We start from the raw sequence: 23,633 nt of genomic DNA, 5'->3' as shown, positions 1-23,633 counted from the left end.
CCGGCAACCTTTCCATCACCTCCACACGCATCCCACACTCCGAGGAGTCTCTTCGTGTCGCCTACCGCATCCGTCTCGGAATCCACAGTCCCGGACACCACCACGTCGGCGAGTGTGTCAGGCGTGCACGCCGGCCCGGCCGATCACGATCCGGGTGAGCTCGACTATCACGCGCTCAACGCGATGTTGAACCTGTACGACGTCGACGGGAAGATCCAGTTCGAGAAGGATCGCGAGGCGGCACATCAGTACTTCCTGCAGCACGTCAACCAGAACACGGTGTTCTTCCACGATCTCGACGAGAAGCTCGACTATCTCCTCGAGGAGAACTACTACGAGCCGGAGGTTCTCGCCAAGTACGACCGTGAGTTCGTGAAGCTGCTCTTCGGTCACGCCTACGGCAAGAAGTTCCGTTTCCCGACGTTCCTCGGAGCGTTCAAGTACTACACCAGCTACACGCTGAAGACCTTTGACGGAAAGCGCTACCTCGAGCGTTTCGAGGATCGTGTGTGCATGGTCGCGCTGACGCTCGCCGACGGCGATACGTCGCTGGCACGTGCGCTGGTCGACGAGATCATCGAGGGCCGATTCCAGCCTGCGACACCCACGTTCCTCAACTCGGGAAAGAAGCAGCGCGGTGAGCCGGTGAGTTGCTTCCTGCTTCGCATCGAAGACAACATGGAATCCATTGGGCGAGCGATCAATTCGGCGCTGCAACTGTCCAAGCGGGGTGGTGGTGTCGCGCTGCTGCTCAGCAATATCCGTGAGCACGGCGCGCCGATCAAGAAGATCGAGAACCAGAGCTCGGGTGTCATTCCGATCATGAAGCTGCTCGAGGATTCGTTCTCGTATGCCAATCAGCTCGGCGCACGGCAGGGTGCCGGCGCGGTGTACCTGCACGCACACCACCCCGACATCTACCGCTTCCTCGACACCAAGCGCGAGAACGCCGATGAGAAGATCCGCATCAAGACGCTAAGCCTCGGTGTGGTCATCCCCGACATCACCTTCCAGCTCGCCAAGAACAACGACGACATGTACCTGTTCAGCCCGTACGACGTCGAGCGTGTCTACGGGGTGCCGTTCGCCGACATCAACGTGACGGACAAGTACCACGAGATGGTCGAGGACCGGCGGATTCGCAAGACCAAGATCAAAGCGCGTGAGTTCTTCCAGACTCTCGCCGAGCTGCAGTTCGAGTCGGGTTACCCCTACATCATGTTCGAGGACACGGTGAACCGGGCGAACCCGATCGACGGAAAGATCACCCACTCCAACCTGTGCTCGGAGATCCTGCAGGTCTCGACGCCGTCGACTTACAACGACGACCTCTCGTATTCCCATGTGGGCAAAGACATCTCGTGCAACCTGGGTTCACTCAACATCGCCAAGACGATGGACTCGCCCGATATCGGACAAACCATCGACACGGCGATCCGTGGACTCACCGCAGTGAGCGACCAGACCGCGATCTCGTCGGTGCCGTCGATCGAGAAGGGCAACAACGACTCTCACGCGATCGGTCTCGGCCAGATGAACCTGCACGGGTATCTGGCGCGGGAAAGGATTTTCTACGGCAGCGACGAAGGCATCGATTTCACCAACATGTACTTCTACACCGTGCTCTTCCACGCGTTGCGGGCGTCGAATGCCATCGCACGTGAGCGCGGACGGTCGTTCGCGGGATTCGAGAAGTCGAAGTACGCCAGCGGCGAGTTCTTCGACAAGTACACCGATCAGGTGTGGGAGCCCGCGACCGAGCGGGTACGAGAACTGTTCGCCGACGCCGAGATCGACATCCCCACGCAGGACGACTGGCGTGAGCTGAAGGCTGCCGTGCAGCGCGACGGCCTCTACAACCAGAATCTGCAGGCGGTTCCTCCGACCGGATCGATCAGCTACATCAATCATTCGACGAGCTCGATCCACCCGGTCGCGGCGAAGATCGAGATCCGCAAGGAAGGCAAGATCGGCCGCGTCTACTACCCGGCGCCGTACATGACCAACGACAACCTGGACTATTACCAGGATGCGTACGAGATCGGCTACGAGAAGATCATCGACACCTACGCCGCCGCGACCCAGCACGTCGACCAGGGGTTGAGTCTCACGCTGTTCTTCAAGGACACCGCGACCACGCGCGACGTCAACAAGGCGCAGATCTACGCCTGGCGCAAGGGAATCAAGACGCTCTACTACATCCGCCTGCGTCAGATCGCACTGGAGGGTACCGAGGTAGAGGGCTGCGTCAGCTGCATGCTGTAAACCACCACACCCCGCACACCTCCCAACCGTCAACACCGCCCCAGGAGGCGACCACCATGACCGCAGGCACGCACAGTCCCGCAGACGGCGCACCCATCAAGCTGGTGAGCCGGGTCTCGGCCATCAACTGGAACCGAGTGCCCGACGAGAAGGACGCGGAGGTGTGGGACCGCCTGACAGGCAATTTCTGGTTGCCCGAGAAGGTTCCTGTCTCCAACGACATCCCATCGTGGAACACGTTGACCGAGTACGAGAAACAGCTCACGATGCGTGTCTTCACGGGCCTCACGCTGCTCGACACCATCCAGGGCACCGTCGGTGCCGTGTCGCTGATCCCGGATGCGACCACGCCGCATGAGGAGGCGGTGCTGACCAACATCGCGTTCATGGAGTCGGTACATGCCAAGAGTTACAGCTCGATCTTCTCGACGCTGTGTTCCACCAAGGAGATAGACGAGGCGTTCCGGTGGTCAGAGGAGAACGAGCAACTGCAGCGCAAAGCGCAGATCGTCATGGACTACTACCGTGGCGACGATCCGCTCAAGCGTAAGGTCGCCTCGACGCTGCTCGAGTCGTTCCTCTTCTACTCCGGCTTCTACCTCCCGATGTACTGGTCGAGTCGGGCCAAGCTCACCAACACCGCCGATCTGATCCGGCTGATCATCCGCGACGAGGCCGTGCACGGCTACTACATCGGCTACAAGTATCAGCGCGGGTTGGAGACGCAGACCCCGGAGCGTCGCCAGGAACTCAAGGACTACACCTTCGAGTTGCTGTTCGACCTGTACGACAACGAGTCCGACTACACCGAGGCGCTCTACGACGAGGTCGGACTGACCGAGGACGTCAAAAAGTTCCTGCGCTACAACGCGAACAAGGCGTTGATGAACCTGGGCTACGAGGCGATGTTCCCGCGCGACGACATCGACGTGAACCCCGCGATCCTGTCGGCGCTGTCGCCCAACGCCGACGAGAACCACGACTTCTTCTCCGGTTCGGGCAGTTCCTATGTCATCGGCAAGGCCGTCAACACCGAGGACGAGGACTGGGACTTCTGATCGGCCGCAGCTACTCCTGCACCAGCCTGTCGTAGAGATCGCCGAGTTCGTCGACGGCTTCGGCGATGTCGCCGGGCGCGACCCCGGACGCCCGCAGGGCCGCGCGCAACGCCGTTCCGTCGAGGTCGGTGAGCGGGTTGCCGCGTGGCGGCCGAGGCAGCGGTGGCAGCGGTGCACGTGTTCCGAAGAAGTCGACGGCGCCGAGGTCGTCGTGCTCGGCGTTCCCATTGCGGTCGTTGCTCTCGCCGTTGGTGCCCGACTTGCTCGGCTCGGCGGACTCGTCCGGAGCTGTGCCGCTGTCATTGCCCAGAGCGTCGAGCAGCGACGGCAGGTCGGTGCCCATGACCGTGAACAGCGTGAGTGGGGAGCGGTCGATCTCTGCGGCAACCTCGTAGGCGACGGCCAGCACATGGATGCACCGGACCGACTCGTCGGGACACGTGCACTGCGAGGCGATGTCGGCCGACTCCGTCGGCCCGAGCAGCTCGCCGACGATCGGTGGTTGTTCACCACGCGCAACCGACATCACCTCCGCGACACCGGCGACGCTGCGGAGCAGCGTGGCGACGGTGTCGACGTCGACCGTGCGCATGGAGAGGATCACGTCGAACGGTTCGAGTTGGCTGCCCTCGACCGATGCGGTCACCTGGCCGGGGCGGATGGACAGGCGATGGACGTGGCGGTCGCGAAAGTATCGTCGCGCCTTGCTGATTCGTCGGCTGTCTGCTGACTCGGTGACCGAGCCCGCGCGCTGTGCGCCGGTGGCGTCGGCGATGTCGGTTCTGCCCTCGACAACGTCGACGAAGGCACGCGACCAGCGGGTGACCGCGTAGCCGCGCACCGGGACCGTCCCGCGCCTCATCGCGTGTGCCTCACGTGACTCGACCGCCCGCGTCTCGTGCATGCGTAGGTGTGCTCGGTCATTCGCTGACCGCCTCGTCGCGTAGTCGGAAGAGGTCGAACAGTTCGTCGTCGCCGAGGTCGCCGATCCAGTTCTCGCCTGCCGACACCGTCAGTCGCGACAGCTCGCGCTTCTTGGCGACCATGTCGTCGATGCGTTCCTCCAAGGTGCCGACGCAGACGAATCGTCGGACATGGACTCGTTGGTGTTGACCGATGCGATAGGCGCGATCGGTTGCCTGATCCTCGACGGCGGGGTTCCACCAGCGGTCGACATGCACGACGTGGGTTGCGGCGGTGAGGTTCAATCCGGTACCACCTGCCTTCAGTGTTGCGACGAGGATCGGGGGAGAGCCTGTTGACTCCTGTGTGCGACCGGCGTCTTGCCCTTGAAACTGCGCGACCATCCGGTCGCGTTCGGTGCGGCCGATACCACCGTGCAACAACGGGATCGGAGTGTCGAGCTGCTCGGACAACCATGCCGCCAGCATCTCGCCGAACGCCGCGAACTGCGTGAAGACGAGCGCTTTGTCGCCATCGGCGACGAGTGTCGTCGCGATGTCCCCGAGTAGTTCGAGCTTCCCCGAGCGGTGCCGGTCTCGCCGCATCATGGGTGAACCGTCGCCGAGATAGTGCGCCGGATGGTTGCACACCTGCTTGAGTCGTGTCAGCGCGGCGAGCACGGTCCGCCTGCGCATGGCGCGTTGCTGTTTGTCGCGTAGCGCGACCATCAGATCGTCGATGATCGCGCGGTAAAGCGCCGCCTGTTCGACGGTGAGGTTCGCGCGCACGGTGATCTCGGTCTTCTCCGGGAGATCGCTGATGATCGAGGGATCGGTCTTCTCCCTGCGCAGGATGAACGGTCGGGTGGCGCGGTTGAGTCGTCGAAGTGCGTCAGGATCCCGGTCGCGTTCGATGGGTTCGGCGAACCGCGCCCGGAACGTCGACGCCGAGCCGAGTAGGCCGGGATTCACGAGGTCGATCACGGCTCGCAGGTCCTCGAGGCGGTTCTCGACGGGCGTGCCGGTCAACGCGAGCCGATGACGGGCGGGGATGGCGCGCAACGCTTTTGCGGCAGCTGTTCTGACGTTCTTCACATGCTGCGCCTCGTCGACGACGATGCGCCGCCACCGCTGCGCGGCCAACAGTTCACGATCCCTGGTGGCGATCGCGAAGGTGGTGATGACCACGTCGACATCGGCGATCGTGGACGCGAAGGTGGCGCTGCGTGCGCGATCCGCACCGTGGTGGACGTGAACGCGCAGGCTCGGTGCGAAGTGGTTCAACTCACGAGACCAGTTGCCCACCAACGACATCGGGCACACCACGAGTGTGGGGGCGTGGTCGGTCGGCAAGCCGTCGCGTTCGGCACACAGCAGTGCGATGACCTGGGCGGTCTTGCCGAGTCCCATGTCGTCGGCGAGTACGGCTCCGATGCCCAGAGCGCTCAGGTGGGCCAACCACTCGAGCCCGCGCTGCTGATAGGGGCGCAGCACGGCTCGAAGTTCCGGCGGCGCGGGGACCGGCTCGGCTCGCAGCATCGAGCCTGCGGCGACGTCGTCGAGCCAGCCGAGGCCGCGCACGGAACCCACTGGGATGGGGAGGGTGTCGGCGGTGCCGGTCACGAGTCCGAACAGTTCGCCCATGTCGGCGGGTTCGCCGGACGCTCGCAACGCCCGCTGGGTGCGGATGAAGGTGGCGGCACGCGTCAACGCGGCACCCTCCGCACGCATCCACACGCCGCGCACCCGAACGAGATCGCCCTTCTGCCTGGACAATTCGTCGAGATCGGAATCGGTGAGGGTGATGGCATCAGGGCCGTCGCCGAGAGCGAGACGCCACTCGAACTCGCGCATCTCGCGTAACCCGACCATGCGTGCGGGTGCGCCGCCGCCCGACACCGGGGCGGCGCGAAGACCGAGAGACGGCCGCACGTCGGCGATTGTGCGCGGCAGGAGTACGGGGAAACCCGCGTCGGCGAGAAGTGCGGTGCCGGACTCAAGGAGCTGTTCGACGCTGTCGGTCGGCAACAGGAAGTCGAGCGTGTTGCGGTCAGGATCAGCTTTGGCGAGTTCGCCGAACGCGCGGACCGCAGACGCGAGTTCGGTGGTCACCAGGTCGAGCTCGTGTGCGTCGAGGCGGTGTGGCGCAACAGGTTCGGTGTGGCCATCGGGTGCACGGCGGCACACCTGGAGCCTCCACCTCGGATCGGGAGCGGGTTCGTCATCCCATGCACCGAAGGTGTCGTCGGGATCGGGCAGATCGTCGGGTTCGAAGAGCCTGAACACCAGCAGCGACTCGTCCTGCGGTGCGCTGCCCGCCCATTGGCTCCACGCGGTGTGCGCCGCGGGTCTGCGTGCGGAGTTGGGGGCCGCGGCGTCGTCGACCAGCGCCGCGAGTACCGGCGTCGACGGCCGCGCGGGGCCAAGCCGTGCCGCCGAGTCGGCGAGTCGCGCGCGGCATGTGTGGTCGACCAATTCACCCGCGAAGTCGGCGAGCGCCTCCGCTCCGCCGTTGTGGGTGAGGGCGTCCGGTGCCCCGGCGGTGATCACCGTCATCCAACTGCGCCATGCCGCAGTGGGAATCGGTGTCCAGCGAACGACGGTCTCGCCGCCCAGATCAGTGATGACGGGTGCGACCGAACCTGCCGCGACGAACCTGCGCACGCCGTCGAGCATCATCCGGTACCACCGGACGTCGCCCGCCACGGATGTCGAGCGAGATGCGTCGAGCACAGCGACCGCCGATGATGTTCCCAGCGTGATCGCGGCGACGAACTCGCGGCGCCCGGTCGCTGCGATCATTCCGATGTCGCGTCGAAAACGCTTACCTGCCAACAATTGTGCGAGTTCGTCCGGCAGGTTCGCATCGTTGTCAAGCCAGATGGCCATACCGATGCCCGGTCGCCAGAGCGTGTGCCAGCTCGGCGCCTGCGGCGTGCTACGTATTGTCGGCGTGATCGACATTCAGTATCAGCATGGTGCGGACGCGTGGCGAAGACGCGGCAGGGTGGTCGAGACGGAAGGGTGGTCGAGACGGCGGGGTTTCGAGACGGCAGGGTTTCGAGGCGGCGGGGTTTTCGGGCAGGTCGGAGCATCCATAGGGAACGGCGGACATGATTCGAGATTAACTCTCGACCACGACACGGCTGGTCGAGAGTGGTCGAAGCTGCGCGAGGTGACGTCTCACGCGCCACACTGGTTGCATGACCTCTCCGACGGATGCAGCCGACGCTTCCATGCAGGAGTCCGGATCGCCCGGCGCGGACTCGCCGCACTTTCCCTCCCAACCCACCACCGAGAGCGGGCCGGTAACGCAGTCGGCGGCGCTGGCCTCCGGACCGACCGAGTACGCCTCTACAGAAAGCTCGAAGGGTAAGGCGGCGCGCAAGAAGGTGCCGAGAACGTCGCTGGGGGAGTGGGACCCGACCAGACGCGGTCACGACGCGTTGGAAACCATCTTGTCGCAGAACGAGATTCGCGATCAACGACTGCTCCCCATCCGGCATGGGCGGATGGCGGCGTCGCCGTGGACCTATTACCGGGGAGCCGCCGCCGTCATGGCGGCCGATCTCGCGTCGCGACCGAACACCGACATTCACGTCCAGATGTGCGGCGACGCCCACGTGCTGAACTTCGGGATGTGGAACACGCCCGAGCGGACATTGGCCTTTGATCTCCGTGACTTCGACGAGACGTTGCCGGGGCCGTTCGAATGGGACCTGCTGCGCTTTGTCGCGAGTCTCGTCGTGCTCGCCCGTGACAACGGTGTCGACGAGCAGGCGGCAGTCAAGGCGGTACGCGCTGGATTCACCGGCTACCGCGAGTCGATCGCCACCTACGCGAGTTGGCCGATCCTCGACGTGTGGTCGGCAAAGGTCTCTGCGGACGACCTGGCGGGTTACCTGGCCCCGGAGGACGGTGCTCAGTTGGACAAATACCTCACCAAACGCGCTGAGAAACGAAGCAACAGGGGAGCGTCGAAGAAGCTCACCCACCTGGTCGACGGCAGGCGGACCATCACCGAGGACCCGCCCTACCGGGTGCACGCCCTGTCCGACTTCGAGGACGTACTCAACGACGTCCTGGTGAGCTACTACGGCTCTGTCCAGGAGAACATCGCGGCGCTCCTGCGTCGCTTCGATCTCGTCGACCTCGTGCAGCAGGTGGTGGGAGTCGGGAGCGTCGGAATGCGTGTCTATCTCGCCCTCACCGAGGAGCACCAGACCGGCGACCCGCTGTTCTTCCAGATCAAACAGGCCGCGCCGTCGGTGTACGAGAAGTTCCTCGGCCCCAGCGTCTACCCCAATCACGGACAGCGCGTGGTCAACGGGCAACGGCTGATCCAGAGCGCGTCGGACAGCTTTCTCGGATGGTCGACGATCCGCGAATGGGATTTCTACGTCAGGCAGTTCCGTGACGGGAAGGTCATTCCCGACGGCAAGTCCGTTGCGCCACGACTCGCGACCTTCGCCACCGCATGCGGTCACGTACTCGCTCGTGCCCATGCCCGCAGCGGCGACGCCAGGGCGATCGACGAGTACTTCGGCAAGTCGGACAAGACCCAGGAATCCGTGGTCGGTTTCGCTCAGGCGTATGCCGACCAGACCGAGCGCGACCACGCCCAACTGGTCGCCGCCATCGATGACGGGACCGTCGAGTCGGCGCCCGGCTGGCCGTGAGTGGCCGTCAGCTCACCTCTGCGAGCCGCCCGGTCGCGACGTCGAAGACGAATCCTCTCAGCGAACTCGTCTTGGTGATGAACGGGCTGTTCCGGATGCGCGCGAGTGACTGCCGGACATCCTCCTCGACGTCGGGGAACGATTCGGCAGCCCACTCGGGCTTCTGACCGATCTCGTTCTGGATCTCGCGTTTGAACTCGTCGTCGGTGAACGTCAGCATGCCGCAGTCGGTGTGGTGGATGAGGATGATCTCGGTGGTACCGAGCAGCCTCTGACTGATGGTCAGCGAACGGATCTCGTCGTCGGTGACGACGCCTCCTGCGTTGCGGATGACGTGTGCCTCACCCTCGTTGATGCCGAGCGCGCGGTAGACGTCGAGGCGTGCGTCCATGCACGCGACGACGGCGACGTGCTTGCTCGGCGGCAGGGGCAGCGGGCCGCTGAACGTTGCGGCGTAGGTGTCGTTGTTGGCCAGGTACTCGTCGGTGACAGTCATGGGTCGAGCCCTGTCGACGCTGCCCACCGGCGGGAACAGTTGCGATCAGTCTGGGTCGATCTCGGTCGGGAATACGAGCGCTGCGCTCACTGCCACGCGTGCAACAGTTCGACGGCGCGGTCGGCGAGGTTGGCCTGCCAGAACGGTCCGAAACTGATCCGCCCGACGCCGAGCTCGGCGTAGTGCGTCCGTCCGGAATCGGCCGCCGGGTTACCGATCGCGTTGACCGGAAGCGGCAGTTCGGCGGTGAGCGTGCGGTAGACGTCGTCGGTGTGGCGGCCGACGGGATACAGGCAACTCGCGCCGGCGTCGGCGCACAACCGCAGGCGTGCCACCGCGCGTTCGACGCGGTCGGACTCGTCGCCGTCGGCGCGGAGGAACAGGTCGGTGCGGGCGTTGATCACCACGGGAACCTCTGCGGCGTCGGAGGCGGCCCGCAACTCCCCGATGAGCGCGGCGTGCTCGGATGCGCTGCGCAGACGCCCACCCTCGGAGTGCACGGTGTCCTCGATGTTGAGCCCGACGGCGCCCACCGATAGCAGCCCCTCGATCAGCCGGGACGCGCTTTCGCCGTACCCCGATTCGACGTCGACCGACACCGGGAGGGCAGTGGCCCCGGTGATCTGCTGGACTCGGGTCAGGAGGTCGTCGAACGTCATACCCTCGTTGTCGGACTTGCCGATCGAGTCGGCGACGGGATGACTGCCCACGGTCAGGCCGGAGAATCCCGCGTCGGCGGCGATCGTCGCCGACCACGCGTCCCAGACGGTGGGAAGCACGACGGGACTGCCGGGTTGGTGCAGCGCGAGCAGAGCCTGCGCCTTGGCGGCCAGAGCGTCGGGTGAGGAGTCAGTAGCTTCCGGAGTTGCCATTGAGTGAACCTTTCACGTCGTTCAGCACTAGCCACGCGGCGGCAAGTCCCGAAGTGCGATACCACACGTCGTCGTCCACGATGAGGACCCGTTTCCAGGTCGGCGCACCCATATCCAGCCAGCGGTCGCTGAGGAGGACCTCTTTGCCGTGTGCGAGACCTGCCGAACCCTCGAAGGAAACATAGATCAGATCGGCGTCGGCGTCCTTGAAGTTCTTGTCGGTGACGACGGTGGTGCCTGCAGAGCGTTGTGACGCCGGCCGCTGCACCCCGACGGTCGAGAGGATCTGACCCGCGAAGCTGTCGGTTCCCGCGATCACTTCGGAGTTGTTGCCGAATCGGACCAACGACACCTGGGAGTGGGCGGCGTCCATACGTTTGCCGGTCTTGCGTGCTTCCGTGTCGAACTCGTCGAGCAGGCGCGGTCCCTGCGACGCCCTGTCGAGTGCGTCGGCGACCTCGGTGAACTGTGTGCGCCAGTCGCCCGACTCGATGGTGGCCACCCTGGTGGACCCGAATGCCTTGGCGGCCGTCGCGGTGTCGGGCGTGGTCAGTACGACGTCGGGTGCTGCGGCGCCGATGGCCGCGGCGTCGGGCGAGGTGCCGATCGTGGGTACCGACGTCAGCTGTGGACCGAGGTAAGCGGGAATGCTGTTGGGCGCAGACGTCACCGCGACGACTTTCGAGCCGATGCCCAGTGCGCAAATCGCGTCGAGGAGCGACGGATCGGTGACCACGATGCGGTCGACGTCCGACTGGGGTTCATCCGACGCCGTCGGAGCGAGGCAGGTCTTGCTGTAATCGCGGTCGGGTGAGACCACGTTGACGTCGGCGATGCGCGTCGTCGAGGTGCTGATGGTCTTGCCGTCGGGCGTGGTCAAGGCCGTGTTGTCGTCGGAGCATCCCGACAAGCCCATCGCGAGCGCACCCGCGATGACGAGGGCGCCGAGGTGGACGCTGACCTTGCGCGTGCGACCTCTACTGACCGCGCTTTGCTTCCCGCCTGACACGCAGATCAACCTAGCACCGCCGCGCGGCCGTCTTTGGTGGCAGACCGTGGAGGTTTGCGTGACGTCTCTGCAGGGACTGGAATTGACCGCGCGACACGTCGTGTCGGCGGCCGAATATGGGCACTGACATGCCCTTTTCGGCTGTACCGGAGAATTTGTACGACAGATCGTAGGACCCACTCGGCCCAGCCGGGGCGAAGGGGCTACGATCGGTAACCAGCGCTCGGTGTGTCATTGCCAGCGGTAGTTTTTCGTTCGTTGCCGTCCCGAGCTCACGGTCGGTTAGAGGAGGATCTGTGACCGCGGTAGACCAGCCCACAACCCAGGTTGTGCCAGCGCGCCCGTACCCTGCGCGCTATCAGCCCAAGGGTTCTTTCATCTACAAGCTGATCACCACGACCGATCACAAGTTGATCGGCATGATGTACATCACCGCCTGCTTCGCGTTCTTCCTGATCGGTGGCCTGATGGCGCTGCTCATGCGCGCCGAGTTGGCTCATCCGGGCATGCAGTTCCTGTCGACGGAGCAGTTCAACCAGCTCTTCACGATGCACGGCACCGTGATGCTCCTGATGTACGCGACACCGATCGTCATCGGCTTCGCCAACTTCGTCCTTCCGCTGCAGATCGGTTCGCCCGACGTCGCGTTCCCGCGTCTGAACGCGTTCGGCTTCTGGCTGTTCGTGTTCGGGTCGACCGTCGCGATCGGTGGCTTCCTGACCCCCGGCGGTGCCGCCGACTTCGGCTGGACCGCCTACACGCCGCTGACCGACGCGGTGCACTCGCCCGGCGTCGGCGCCGACCTGTGGATCATGGGTCTCGGTGTGTCGGGTCTCGGCACCATCCTCGGTGCGGTCAACATGGTCACGACTGTCGTCTGTCTGCGTGCCCCCGGCATGACGATGTTCCGCATGCCGATCTTCACCTGGAACATCCTGGTGACCAGCGTCCTGATCCTGCTGATCTTCCCGCTGCTGACCGCTGCGCTGCTCGGCCTCGAGGTCGATCGACAATTCGGCGCGCATCTCTACGACCCCGCCAACGGTGGTGTGATCCTCTGGCAGCACCTCTTCTGGTTCTTCGGACACCCCGAGGTGTACGTCATCGCGCTGCCGTTCTTCGGCATCGTGTCCGAGGTGTTCCCTGTCTTCAGCCGTAAGCCGATCTTCGGTTACTCCGGTCTGGTGTACGCAACGCTGGCTATCGCTGCGCTGTCGGTGGCTGTGTGGGCGCACCACATGTACGTGACGGGCGCGGTTCTGCTGCCGTTCTTCTCCTTCATGACGTTCCTGATCGCGGTGCCGACCGGTGTGAAATTCTTCAACTGGATAGGCACGATGTGGAAGGGAAACATCACGTTCGAGACGCCGATGCTCTTCTCTGTTGGCTTCATCGTGACGTTCCTCTTCGGTGGTCTCACCGGCGTTCTGCTGGCCAGCCCGCCGCTGGACTTCCACCTCTCCGACAGCTACTTCGTCGTCGCGCACTTCCACTACGTGTTGTTCGGCACGATCGTGTTCGCCACCTACGCGGGAATCTACTTCTGGTTCCCCAAGATGACCGGACGCATGCTCGACGAGCGACTCGGCAAGTGGCACTTCTGGCTGACGTTCATCGGTTTCCACACGACGTTCCTGGTGCAGCACTGGCTGGGTAACGAAGGCATGCCGCGTCGCTACGCCGACTACCTCCCGTCCGACGGGTTCACCCGCCTGAACGAGATCTCGACGGTCGGTGCGTTCATCCTCGGTCTGTCGACGCTGCCGTTCCTGTGGAACGTCTTCAAGAGCTACCGCTACGGCGAGGTCGTGACCGTCGACGATCCGTGGGGCTTCGGCAACTCGCTCGAGTGGGCGACCAGTTGCCCGCCGCCGCGCCACAACTTCACCGAGCTTCCCCGCATTCGCTCCGAGCGTCCTGCGTTCGAACTGCATTACCCGCACATGGTCGATCGAATGCGTGAAGAAGCGCACGTCGGTGGCGGCCACGGGCATGAGAGCAGGGTGGCCGAGGATGTGCGTCGCGATCCGCTGACCACCGGCAGCCACGAGGCATCCGGCGACCGCGACCGCTGATCGCGGTCCTCACATCGCCTCGATGGAGCAATCCACACCGGTCCTGATCACGGTCACCGGCCCGGACAAGCCGGGCGTCACCTCGGTCCTCATGGGCGCACTCGCGGCGCAGCAGGTGAGCCTGCTCGACGTTGAGCAGGTCGTCATCAACGACCGCCTGACCCTCGGCGTGATGGTCTCGGTCGGCACCGACCCCGAAGAAGTTCAGGACATCGTCGAGCAGGCGATGGGGTCGATCGGCATGGACGTGATCGTCGAGGTCGGCGGCACGCCTGCCGGCCACCGTCCGTCGACTCACGCGGTGGTGTTGCTCGGCAGTCCGGTGACGGCCAAGGCTTTCCGCGCGGTCGCAGCCGAGCTGGCAGGCCAGGGCGGGAACATCGACTCGATCCGGGGCGTCGCCGACTACCCGGTGACCGGACTCGAATTGATGGTCAGCGTCGGTGGACGCAACAGCGTCGCAGCCGACGCCGACCTCCGCAAGGGTCTGGCAGGCGTGGCGGCCAAGCACGGGGTCGACATCGCGATCGAGCGGGGCGGACTCGCACGCCGCGCCAAGCGGCTTGTGGTCTTCGACGTCGACTCGACGCTCATCCAGGGCGAGGTCATCGAGATGCTCGCCGCACACGCGGGTCGCGAGGCCGAGGTCGCCGCGGTGACGGAAGCCGCGATGCGTGGCGAACTCGACTTCGCCGAATCGCTCCGTGAACGCGTCGCGGCGCTCGAGGGTCTCGATGCGCGGGTCCTCGACGAGGTTGCCGGATCGCTGCAACTGACTCCTGGCGCGCGCACCACGATCCGCACGCTGCACCGCCTCGGATACCGCTGTGGTGTGGTGTCCGGTGGGTTCCGACAGGTGATCGACGGTCTCGCGCACGACCTCGAACTCGACTTCGTCCGTGCCAACACCCTCGAAGTCGTCGACGGCCGCCTGACAGGTCGGGTCATCGGAGAAATCATCGACCGGCCCGGTAAAGCGCGGGCGCTGCGCGCGTTCGCCGACCAGGTCGGAGTGCCGATGGAACAGACGATCGCCGTCGGCGACGGAGCCAACGACATCGACATGCTCTCGGTCGCGGGCCTCGGGATCGCCTTCAACGCCAAACCCGCGCTTCGTGAGGTCGCCGACGCCGCGCTCAACCACCCGTTCCTCGACGCGGTGCTGTTCATCCTCGGCGTGACCCGCGATGAGATCGAGGCCGCCGACGCCGCGGATGGAACGTTGCGGCGCGTCTCGTTGCCATGACGTCTACGGAGTCCGGCGTCGATCCCTTCGACGACGCCTATCGACGTCTCGTCGACTATGTCGGCGGCGCCGATGATCCCGACGACCCCGCCGACGTGCTCGCGATGCAGATGGTGTTGCGGATCGAGAAGTCCGACCCACCCGACCGCACCGAGTTGCTCACCGCGGCAGCGCGGTCGGTTGCCTTGCTCTGTCTCGACGACCGATCCGGCGCGGACGGCCCGTGGTCGGAGCCGATGACGGCGTGGTGCGATGCGCGCATCCGCAAGATTGCGCGCCGTGCACGAGGGACGCATTGGCTTGCGGCACAAGAGGTGTGGGGTGTCACGGCCACTGAGGGCGACGCGCAGGCGCGGGCGTTCGTTCCCGGACGTGTCGGCGACGTCGACCGTCGTATTTCTCGCCTGCAGATCGGCGGCACCGACGTCGACGGGTCGTTGCCGTCGACGCCTGCGGGCGGGGGCGTATGCCTCTGGGTGAATCCCGACCTCGAGATGACCGTCGGCAAGCTCGCAGCGCAGGTCGGCCACGGGGCGATGCTCGCCGTCAAGCTTCTCGACGAGCCGTCGGCTCGTGCATGGCGTGACGCCGGGTGTCCACTGTCGGTGTGCCTCGCCGATCGAGATCGGTGGAAGGAACTGCTCGCCGCCGACGCTCAGCAGCAAGCCGTTGCGGTGCGTGACGCCGGCTTCACCGAGATCGCGCCCGGGTCGGTGACCGTGATCGCGGAGGTGGTCGACAAGTGAGCGAGGCGTCCCGACTACCCGACTGGGCACGTTCACTCGACCTGCAGCCCCACCCCGAGGGTGGTTGGTATCGCGAGACCTGGCGAAGCGGCGTCGAGATTCCTTGTGGCGCACTGCCTTCCGGATATGAGGGTACGCGCGTGGCTGCGACCGCGATCTACTTCGTGTTGCTTCCGGGCGAGCAGTCGTCGTGGCATACGGTGCGCGGTGCGGAGATGTGGCTCTTCCATCGCGGCGCCCCGGTGGAACTCGACCTCGGCGGTGACGGGGAAGCGCCGAACGACGTCGAGACCGTGGTCGTCGGACCCGACGTGGGGTCGGGACAGCGTCCGCAAGTCCTTGTCCCGCCAGGGCATTGGCAACGCGCGCGTGCAGTCGGCGACGAGGCGTCGCTCGTCAGTTGCGTCGTCGCACCGGGGTTCGACTTCGCGGATTTCGCGCTACTCGAACCGCGTCGATAAGCGCCGGTTCACGTCGTGGACGTCGCGTCGACGACGTCGCCCTGGCCGTCGGGTACGCGCTTGGCGATCTCGCCGACGCCGACCGAGTACCAGCGGGCGGCCGCTCGTGGGTCCTCGTCGTAGCGTCGAAACCAGCGGGCTGCGAAGTCGGGGAGTCGCTCGTAGAGCGGATCGTGGTCGGGTGCCTGTGACCGCACGAGTCCGACGAACATCTCGATCATCTCGCGCAGCGGTACCTCGGCGTAGGTCGTGTCGTACTCCGCGTGCGTCCGATTGAACCGCCACACGGCGGCCATCGACCGCAACGTGACCCCGGCCGGGACCAGGTCGGCGAACTCACCGCCCTCACCGACGGGTACGTGCTCACGGAAGCCGTCTCCGACGATCTTCAGCATCTCGTTCAAATGCTTGACCACGCCCGCGATGGTCTTGAGCCGGTAGGGATAACTGTCGTGGACGGCGTCGTACACCCTCAGCGCTGAGCTCCGATGCTCCATCTCCTCGACGAAGTGCCAGATGAATAGCGACGAAATGCGCTCATCACCGGGTTCGAAGAGCTTGTCGTCGTGGTCGAGAAACACGCGGAAGTAGGGCGTGAAGGTCGCCTCCACCACCGCGGCGTAGGCCAGACGCCAAGCGAGTGGCTTGGTCGCGAGCAACCGGTCGTAAGACGCGATGACCTCGTCCATCGTGTGTTTGAGTCCGGGCCACCGACGTATCAGCGCCCGGAGATGGGCCAGGTGGGCAGCCGTGTGCTGGCCCTCCTGCTTGATGTAGTCGGTCGCCTCGTCGACCATCTCCGGGTCTCGCATCAACGGCAGTGCTTCGCGTGTCGACTGCACGATCAGCTTCTCGAAGCCGGGCGCGAAGAACGACACGACGTTGCACTGCATCGCGAAGGCGGGTCGCTGTGGGTGCCAGTTGAATGGGATGTCGTCGCCGGCGAGGTCGAACTTGACTCTGCGGACCTTGAGGTCGGACATCCTGGCTCCTCATCGCCTGCCGAGCCCGACGCGGCCTCGGCATGATGAGGTTGATCATACATAGAACGACGATGTGTATGACCAAAACGTGCGATCGATCAAACCGGCTGCGTGGAGGGCTGCACCGCGGGAGCGAGGTGACCGAGCGTGCTCAGCCACACGTCGCGGTCGGGAGCGATCGACGCGACGATGAGTTCGTCGGCGTTGGCGTGCCCGGCAAACCAGTCGAGGTAGTCGCGGACCTCCGCGGGGGTGCCGACGCCCGCATAGGTCAGCATCGAGTCGATCTGCCTGCCCTGTGGCATCTCGAGGATCGCGTCGGCCTCGTCGTCGGTGAACTGCCGGCCACCGCGACCGAGGAGTGCGGTCACTCGCTGGCGCTTGGCCTGGCGGAGCTGCGCTGCCGCGACATCCGGATCGTCGTCGGCAATCACGCAGACGCCCGCGATGACATACGGCTCGGCGAGTGCCTCGGATGGCTGGAATTGGTCGCGGTAGAGCGCGACGGCTTCTTCTAGTGCCTGCGGAGCGAAGTGCGATGCGAAGGCATAGGGCAGTCCGAGCGCGGCGGCGAGTTGTGCCCCGAACAACGACGAACCGAGGATGTAGAGCGGGACGTCGGTGCCCGCGCCGGGCGTCGCCCCGACTCCGGGAATGCGAGACTCACCGCGCAGGTACCCCTGCAGTTCGAGGACGTCGGACGGGAAGCGGTCGGCCGATGCCATGTCCCGACGCAGTGCGGTGAAGGTCTGCTGGTCGCTGCCGGGGGCTCGACCGAGACCCAGATCGATGCGGCCGGGGTGCAGCTCGGCAAGGGTGCCGTACTGCTCGGCGATCGTCAGCGGCGCGTGGTTGGGGAGCATCACTCCGCCGGCGCCGAGGCGGATTGTCGAGGTGTGTGCCGCGACATGTGCGATGAGAACGGCAGGCGCCGACGACGCGATCGAGCGCATGTTGTGGTGTTCTGCGTACCAGATTCGCCGGTAGCCCCAGAGCTCGGCTTTGGTGGCCATTTCTGTTGAGGCGGCCAGGGATTGGGCGACGGTTTCGTTGCGACCGACCTGGGCGAGGTCGAGGATGGAGAGATCAACGGGCATACCTAGGGCAAGGAGCGTGGCGTCGAAGGTATTCCCGTTCCGGGGCCGTTTCGGTGTGGGCGAACACGTCGACAAAAACGTCGACGCGAAGTGTCGCGTCCGAGCATCCGTGAGGCCGCCCGGTAGGGCACGATGGGACGGGTGAGTGACACTGCATCCTCGGACCCGGACCTGCTCGTCGATTTTCGTGACGTCACACTCGTGCGCGGTGGAAAGACGCTTGTCGGGCCGATCACATGGCAGGTCGAGCTCGACGAGCGCTGGGTGATCATCGGCCCCAACGGTGCGGGCAAGACGTCGTTGTTGCGCATGGCTGCCGCCGAACTGCATCCGACGTCGGGCACCGCGTTTCTGCTCAACGAGCCACTCGGCCGAGTCGAGGTGCGCGAGTTGTCGACGCGCATCGGAGTGAGCAGTCCCGGCCTGGCGGACAGGGTTCCCGACGACGAGGTCGTCAGCGACGTCGTGATCTCGGCGGGCTATTCGGTGATCGGTCGGTGGCGTGAGGACTACGACGACGTCGATCGCGCGCAGGCCGTCGAATCGCTGGAGTCGATGGGCGCTGAACATCTCGCCGACCGGAGATTCGGCACGCTGTCGGAGGGTGAGCGGAAGCGCGTGTTGATCGCCCGCGCGTTGATGACCGACCCCGAGCTGCTGCTCCTCGACGAACCCGCAGCAGGCCTCGACCTCGGCGGTCGTGAGGAGCTCGTCGACCGGCTGTCGATTCTCGCGCAGGACCCCGACGCGCCAGCCACCGTGCTCATCACCCACCACGTCGAGGAGATCCCGCCCGGCTTTACCCACGCGATGCTGCTCTCGGAAGGCGGCGTCGTCGCGCAGGGCCTCCTCGGCGACGTGCTGACGAGCAAGAACCTCTCCGACACGTTCCGTCAGCAGATCACGCTGACCAAGGACGGCTCCCGCTTCTTCGCGCGTCGTTCGCGTCGTGCCGGATCCCATCGACGGGCCGCCGGGTAGCAGCGATAGTGTCGATTCGGTGACGCGGACCACAGGTGGTGGCCCACGTAGGAGTTGGCCGTACCCGTTCGGCACAGAGCAGGAGATCGACATGACCGATACAGACGCCGCGACAGCCCACGCGGAGACCGTCGCGCCATTGCGTGATGCCGCGACGGTCGTGCTGGCGCGCGACGCCGACGGCGGTATCGAGGTCTTTCTGCAGCGTCGGGTCAAGCAGATGGCGTTCGCCGGTGGGATGACGGTCTTTCCCGGTGGCGGCGTCGACCCTCGTGATGCCGACGCCGATCTCGCGTGGACCGGCCCCGACGCGGCCTGGTGGGCACAGCAGTTGGGCACCACGGAAGAGCTCGCCCAGGCCCTGGTCTGTGCGGCGGTCCGCGAGACGTTCGAGGAGTGCGGTGTGCTGCTCGCGTCGCGGCCCGACGGCTCGTTCGCCGACCCGGCGACGCTGGGCGACGAACGCCGCAGGCTGGTCGACAAGACGATCTCGTTTGCCGAGTTCCTCCGCGCCCACGACCTCACGCTGCGTGCCGACCTGTTGCGTCCGCTCGCGCACTGGATCACGCCGAAGAACGAGAAGCGACGCTACGACACCCGCTTCTTCCTCGCGGCCATGCCTGAGGGCCAGATTGCCGACGACGCGACGTCGGAGGCCGACGTCGCGCGGTGGGCCGGCGCGGCCGACGCTCTCGCGGCCTGGTCTGATGGCAAGCATTTCCTCCTGCCGCCGACCTGGTCTCAGCTGACCGAGGTCGCCCGGTTCGACACCGTCGACGAGCTGCTCGCCGCAGAGCGCACGATCGAGGCGATCGAACCAGAGGTGAGCGCTGGGCATGGGCTGAGCGGCTTGAGCTTCTCCGGTTCCGACGCATACATGGCGACGCTCGCCGACCAACCCATCCCCGACATCACGCTCTGAGGGCTACTGCCTGAACCTGCTGCGTGCGGGTTCGTCAGCGGTCGAGGTCGACGACGTCCGGGTCGTCGGTGCCGGTCTCGTCTCGATCGGCCCACTCCAGCAGGGTGTCGATGCGGTAGGCGACGTCGTCGATCTCCGCGTGCAGGTCGCCGAGTTCGGCGAAGCGCGCGGGCATTGTCGCGATGGTGAAGTCGTCGGGCGCGACGTCGTCGACCTCCGACCACAGGATCGGCGCCGAGACCGTTGCGCGTGGATTGCCTCGTACCGAGTAGGCCGCGGCCATCGTGTGGTCACGCGTGTTCTGGTTGTAATCGACGAACAGAGCAGCGGGGTCGCGGTCCTTGCGCCACCACGTCGTGGTGACCTCGTCAGGTGCTCGACGCTCGACCTCGCGTGCGAAAGCCAATGCGGCGCGGCGCAATTGGTTGAAGCTCCACTCCGGTTCGATTCGTACGTAGATGTGCATGCCGCGTCCGCCGGACGTCTTGGGGAAGCCGCGCACACCGAGTTCGTCGAGCACCTCGTGCGCGACGTGGGCCACCCGCTGCACGCGATCGAAGGTGCACTCCGGCATCGGGTCGAGGTCGATGCGCCATTCGTCGGGCAGCTCGGGATTCGAGCAGCGCGAGTTCCACGGATGGAACTCGACCGTCGACATCTGCACCGCCCAGATGACGCTGCCCAGTTCGGTCACACAGAGCTCGTCGGCGGTGCGACCGAAGCGCGGGAAGTAGATCTCTGTGGTCTTCAGCCAGTCCGGGGCGCCCGCGGGTACCCGCTTCTGGTGGACCTTCTTGCCGTCGACGCCCTTGGGAAATCTGTGCAACATGCACGGCCGGTTGCGCAGCGCCCGCACGATGCCGTCGCCGACCGAGATGTAGTAGTCGGCGAGGTCGCGTTTGGTCTCGCCGCGTTCGGAGAAGTAGATCCGGTCTGGACTCGAGAGTCGGATCGTCCGTTCACCGACGGACAGTTCGACGGGTTCGCCGGCCGACGACTTCGAGGACGGCGAAGATGCCATGCACCAACTGTAGGTCGTCGGGGTCTCGGCGGTGGCCCACATCACGGCTGGGCGTCGCTGGACGGTAGCCTTCGACACATGCCTGAGTTCGTGACTCTCGAGACCTCTGACGACCATCCAGGAGTGGGAACGATCCTGCTCAACCGTCCGCCGATGAACGCGCTGAACCGGCAGGTCCAGACCGAGTTGGAGGCGGCGGCGCGCGAGGCGACCGACCGTGCCGACATCAAGGCCGTCGTCGTCTACGGCGGACCCAAGGTGCTGGCGGCAGGCGCCGACATCAAAGAGATGACCGATATGACGTTCGCCGAGATGTCGAAGGTGGCCGGTCGCCTGCAGCGTGCGCTCGGATCGATCTCCGAGATCCCCAAGCCGACCGTCGCCGCGATCACCGGATACGCACTCGGTGGCGGACTCGAGGTGGCGCTCGGCGCCGACCGTCGTATCGCGGGCGACAACGCGAAGCTCGGCGTCCCTGAGGCGCTTCTCGGCGTGATCCCCGGAGGTGGAGGCACGCAGCGGCTGGCGCGTCTGGTCGGCCCCGCCAAGGCCAAGGACATGATCTTCACCGGCCGCTTCGTGGGGGCAGAGGAAGCGCTGAGGATCGGTCTGGTCGACGAGGTCGTCGCACCCGACGAGGTCTACAACGCCGCACTGGCGTGGGCCGGGCAGTTCCGCAACGCCGCGAGCCTGGCGCTGGCGGCGGCAAAGAAGTCGGTCGACCAGGGGCTCGGCGTCGACCTGGAGACCGGTTTGAAGATCGAGGAACAGCAGTTCGCGTCGCTCTTCGGAACCGACGATCGCAAGATCGGCATGGATTCGTTCATCGCCAACGGGCCGGGCAAGGCACAGTTCACCGGGAAGTGACCACGGAACCTCCTCCCGACGGCGGGTAGGGTTCAACGGCAACGTGTCGTTACCGGCGGGTAGGGACCCGCTGTCGGCCACGGCAGTCGCGACGACACACGGCTGGTGCGACGACACAGAACAGGGCGAAAGTAGGAGACATGACGACCACGGAGAACGAGTCGGCAACAGATCACGTCGATCCAGCACCCAATCCGCATGCCACCGAGGAGCAGGTCAAGGCCGCGCTCGAAGACACCAAGCTCGCGCAGGTGCTCTACCACGACTGGGAAGCCGAGACCTACGACGAGAAGTGGTCGATCAGCTTCGACGAACGGTGCATCGACTACGCGCGCGGCAGGTTCGACGCCGTGGCCGCCGACGAGTCGCTGCCCTACGAGCGGGCAATGGAACTCGGTTGTGGCACAGGATTCTTCTTGCTCAACCTGTTGCAGTCCGGTGTCGCGAAGAAGGGCTCGGTCACCGATCTGTCGCCGGGAATGGTCAAGGTCGCGCTGCGCAACGCGGAGAACCTCGGCCTCGACGTCGACGGCCGGGTTGCCGACGCCGAGCGGATTCCCTACGACGACAACACCTTCGACCTCGTCGTCGGCCACGCGGTGCTGCATCACATCCCCGACGTCGAGCAGGCGTTGAGTGAAGTGCTCCGTGTGCTCAAGCCGGGCGGGCGTTTTGTGTTCGCGGGCGAGCCGTCGACGATCGGCGACTTCTACGCGCGGTGGATGAGCCGGGCAACCTGGTGGGCCACCACCCACGTCACCAAGTTAGGGCCGCTCAAGGCGTGGCGTCGACCGCAGGAGGAGCTCGACGAGTCGTCGCGCGCGGCGGCTCTCGAGGCCGTTGTCGACATCCACACCTTCGATCCCGACGAGTTGGCCGACATCGCGCGTTCGGCGGGGGCCGACCGGGTCGAGACCGCGACCGAGGAGTTGGCCGCCGCGATGCTCGGCTGGCCCGTGCGTACCTTCGAGGCCGCCGTGCCGTCGGAGAAGCTCGGTTGGGGCTGGGCCGGATTCGCCTTCGGCGGGTGGAAGCGCATGACCTGGCTCGACGAGAACGTGCTGCGCAAGGTCGTGCCGCCGAAGTTCTTCTACAACGTCGTGGTGAGCGGGTACAAGCCGCGTTAGCCCTGGTCAGGGCCATTCGCAGATTCACTCGTCCGCAGTAGATTCATCGAAACATCGCTGCGGACGCCTTGCGGGTCCGGTCCTCGGCTTTGGGCCACAGGTGCGAGTAGGTGTTCAGCGTGGTGGTGGCGTCCTTGTGGCCCATCGCCCGCTGCACCGTCACCACATCGCATCCGGCCGCAATCAGGCCGCTCGCGTAGAAGTGGCGCAGATCGTGCAACGTGTACTGGAGGCCGACCTTCTCGCGTAGCCGAGCGAACCTCGGTTCCACAATGTCGGCCGTCCACGGTCCCTTCACATTGGCCCATAACCATCGGTCGGGGTCAGTGCAGGGGGAGTGGATGCGCACATGCTCGGACAGTTCCTCGACGAGTCCTTTTCGGGGGTGGCTGTGGGGTCGGGAAGGGGCCACCGGGGCGGGGTGGTCGGTCGTCTGATCAGTTGAAAGCTGGGTATGTTGCGGTGCTGCAGTTCGGTTCGGTCGTACCTTCAGACGATGGAGGACATTCGGGTGGATGCTGATGGCAACTTCCGTTGCTGGAAGTGTGGTGGTCGGAACTTCTCGGAGAAGCGGACTCGTCGAGCGAAGGTCATCGGGTTGACGGCGGGTGTGGCGACGTTCGGTGTTCCTGGCGTCGTTGCGCCGCTTGTGGCGAGAAAGCGTCTGTACTGCCAAGGCTGTAGTGAGTACAACAAGATGGGCAACGCTCAGCCGTACGAGCCCGAGTCGGCGCGGCCGGCGGAAGCTAAGCCTCGATCCACCGATTCGTATTCGTTTGGGCGGTGAGGGATAGACGAAATGCCCTGTCTGAGTGACAGAATGGGA

The 23,633-nt window shown here is 65.4% G+C and carries 20 protein-coding genes; 11 read left to right on the top strand and 9 right to left on the bottom strand.

What is annotated here, in order from left to right:
- Positions 1-54: 54 nt before the first annotated feature.
- Together nrdE and nrdF are read left to right on the top strand one after the other, a co-directional pair.
- Entirely contained in the window at positions 55-2,265 is a 2,211-nt protein-coding gene (gene nrdE / locus A5766_RS09080; RefSeq protein ID WP_005206004.1) for a class 1b ribonucleoside-diphosphate reductase subunit alpha, read from the top strand.
- A 56-nt stretch (positions 2,266-2,321) separates the two neighbouring features.
- Positions 2,322-3,323 (top strand): class 1b ribonucleoside-diphosphate reductase subunit beta, encoded by a 1,002-nt coding sequence (gene nrdF / locus A5766_RS09075; RefSeq protein WP_005206006.1) that lies wholly within the window; start codon positions 2,322-2,324, stop codon positions 3,321-3,323.
- A 10-nt stretch (positions 3,324-3,333) separates the two neighbouring features.
- Here the strand turns inward: nrdF and A5766_RS09070 are convergent, their stop codons facing one another.
- Together A5766_RS09070 and A5766_RS09065 are read right to left on the bottom strand one after the other, a co-directional pair.
- Positions 3,334-4,185, bottom strand: coding sequence for an SWIM zinc finger family protein (locus tag A5766_RS09070; protein WP_039855638.1), 852 nt, complete (start codon positions 4,183-4,185; stop codon positions 3,334-3,336).
- 58 nt (positions 4,186-4,243) lie between these two features.
- The gene (locus A5766_RS09065) at positions 4,244-7,189 is read right to left on the bottom strand and encodes a DEAD/DEAH box helicase (RefSeq protein ID WP_064904316.1); all 2,946 of its coding nucleotides are present in this window, start codon (positions 7,187-7,189) and stop codon (positions 4,244-4,246) included.
- 239 nt (positions 7,190-7,428) lie between these two features.
- Here A5766_RS09065 and A5766_RS09060 point away from each other — a divergent pair, with 239 nt between their 5' ends.
- Positions 7,429-8,904: a DUF2252 domain-containing protein gene (locus A5766_RS09060; protein WP_005206011.1), complete on the top strand. Its 1,476-nt coding sequence runs from the start codon at positions 7,429-7,431 to the stop codon at positions 8,902-8,904.
- A gap of 7 nt (positions 8,905-8,911) precedes the next feature.
- Here A5766_RS09060 and A5766_RS09055 read toward each other — a convergent pair whose 3' ends face one another.
- From A5766_RS09055 to A5766_RS09045, 3 genes are all read right to left on the bottom strand, one after another.
- Positions 8,912-9,400, bottom strand: coding sequence for a beta-class carbonic anhydrase (locus tag A5766_RS09055; protein WP_064904314.1), 489 nt, complete (start codon positions 9,398-9,400; stop codon positions 8,912-8,914).
- Between the two features lie 86 nt (positions 9,401-9,486).
- Complete coding sequence (locus A5766_RS09050; protein WP_064904312.1) at positions 9,487-10,272, bottom strand: isocitrate lyase/PEP mutase family protein; 786 nt, start codon at positions 10,270-10,272, stop codon at positions 9,487-9,489.
- A complete protein-coding gene (locus A5766_RS09045) occupies positions 10,250-11,281 on the bottom strand; it encodes an ABC transporter substrate-binding protein (RefSeq protein WP_372495550.1) in 1,032 nt (343 codons plus the stop codon). The genes A5766_RS09050 and A5766_RS09045 overlap by 23 nt, the downstream gene beginning before the upstream one ends.
- 296 nt (positions 11,282-11,577) lie before the next feature.
- On the opposite strand from A5766_RS09045, the gene ctaD reads away from it, so the two are divergent.
- Genes ctaD through A5766_RS09025 form a run of 4 tightly spaced genes read left to right on the top strand, consistent with a single transcriptional unit; the run spans position 11,578 to position 15,809 of the window.
- Positions 11,578-13,356 carry an aa3-type cytochrome oxidase subunit I gene (gene ctaD / locus A5766_RS09040; RefSeq protein WP_005205346.1) on the top strand — a complete coding sequence of 593 codons (1,779 nt, stop codon included), beginning with the start codon at positions 11,578-11,580 and terminating at the stop codon, positions 13,354-13,356.
- A gap of 22 nt (positions 13,357-13,378) precedes the next feature.
- A complete protein-coding gene (serB, locus tag A5766_RS09035; RefSeq protein ID WP_064904310.1) occupies positions 13,379-14,602 on the top strand; it encodes a phosphoserine phosphatase SerB in 1,224 nt (407 codons plus the stop codon).
- On the top strand, positions 14,599-15,348 hold the full coding sequence (locus A5766_RS09030; RefSeq protein ID WP_064867139.1) for an aminoacyl-tRNA hydrolase: 750 nt from the start codon (positions 14,599-14,601) through the stop codon (positions 15,346-15,348). Before serB ends, A5766_RS09030 begins: the two co-directional genes overlap by 4 nt.
- Entirely contained in the window at positions 15,345-15,809 is a 465-nt protein-coding gene (locus tag A5766_RS09025) for a cupin domain-containing protein (RefSeq protein ID WP_064904308.1), read from the top strand. The genes A5766_RS09030 and A5766_RS09025 overlap by 4 nt, the downstream gene beginning before the upstream one ends.
- Before the next feature lie 8 nt (positions 15,810-15,817).
- Here A5766_RS09025 and A5766_RS09020 read toward each other — a convergent pair whose 3' ends face one another.
- Complete coding sequence (locus A5766_RS09020; protein WP_064904307.1) at positions 15,818-16,792, bottom strand: metal-dependent hydrolase; 975 nt, start codon at positions 16,790-16,792, stop codon at positions 15,818-15,820.
- A 98-nt stretch (positions 16,793-16,890) separates the two neighbouring features.
- Complete coding sequence (locus tag A5766_RS09015; RefSeq protein ID WP_005205326.1) at positions 16,891-17,889, bottom strand: LLM class flavin-dependent oxidoreductase; 999 nt, start codon at positions 17,887-17,889, stop codon at positions 16,891-16,893.
- A gap of 132 nt (positions 17,890-18,021) precedes the next feature.
- Here A5766_RS09015 and A5766_RS09010 point away from each other — a divergent pair, with 132 nt between their 5' ends.
- On the top strand, positions 18,022-18,870 hold the full coding sequence (locus tag A5766_RS09010; RefSeq protein ID WP_005205325.1) for an ABC transporter ATP-binding protein: 849 nt from the start codon (positions 18,022-18,024) through the stop codon (positions 18,868-18,870).
- Positions 18,871-18,961: 91 nt separating this feature from the next.
- Positions 18,962-19,792 (top strand): NUDIX hydrolase, encoded by an 831-nt coding sequence (locus tag A5766_RS09005; RefSeq protein WP_064867235.1) that lies wholly within the window; start codon positions 18,962-18,964, stop codon positions 19,790-19,792.
- 34 nt (positions 19,793-19,826) lie between these two features.
- Here the strand turns inward: A5766_RS09005 and ligD are convergent, their stop codons facing one another.
- On the bottom strand, positions 19,827-20,813 hold the full coding sequence (gene ligD, locus A5766_RS09000; protein WP_064904389.1) for a non-homologous end-joining DNA ligase: 987 nt from the start codon (positions 20,811-20,813) through the stop codon (positions 19,827-19,829).
- Between the two features lie 78 nt (positions 20,814-20,891).
- On the opposite strand from ligD, the gene A5766_RS08995 reads away from it, so the two are divergent.
- Positions 20,892-21,680, top strand: a complete 789-nt coding sequence (locus tag A5766_RS08995) for an enoyl-CoA hydratase/isomerase family protein (protein WP_064867137.1) — start codon at positions 20,892-20,894, stop codon at positions 21,678-21,680.
- Positions 21,681-21,820: 140 nt separating this feature from the next.
- Positions 21,821-22,807 (top strand): class I SAM-dependent methyltransferase, encoded by a 987-nt coding sequence (locus tag A5766_RS08990; RefSeq protein ID WP_064867135.1) that lies wholly within the window; start codon positions 21,821-21,823, stop codon positions 22,805-22,807.
- A 43-nt stretch (positions 22,808-22,850) separates the two neighbouring features.
- Here the strand turns inward: A5766_RS08990 and A5766_RS24970 are convergent, their stop codons facing one another.
- Positions 22,851-23,156 carry a tyrosine-type recombinase/integrase gene (locus A5766_RS24970; RefSeq protein WP_082946579.1) on the bottom strand — a complete coding sequence of 102 codons (306 nt, stop codon included), beginning with the start codon at positions 23,154-23,156 and terminating at the stop codon, positions 22,851-22,853.
- Between the last annotated feature and the right edge of the window lie 477 nt (positions 23,157-23,633).

This window comes from Gordonia sp. 852002-51296_SCH5728562-b (assembly GCF_001665475.1).
Taxonomy (GTDB): domain Bacteria; phylum Actinomycetota; class Actinomycetes; order Mycobacteriales; family Mycobacteriaceae; genus Gordonia; species Gordonia sputi.
The sequence above is the reverse complement of the archived record's forward strand: the minus strand, read 5'-3'. Positions and strand labels throughout refer to the sequence as shown.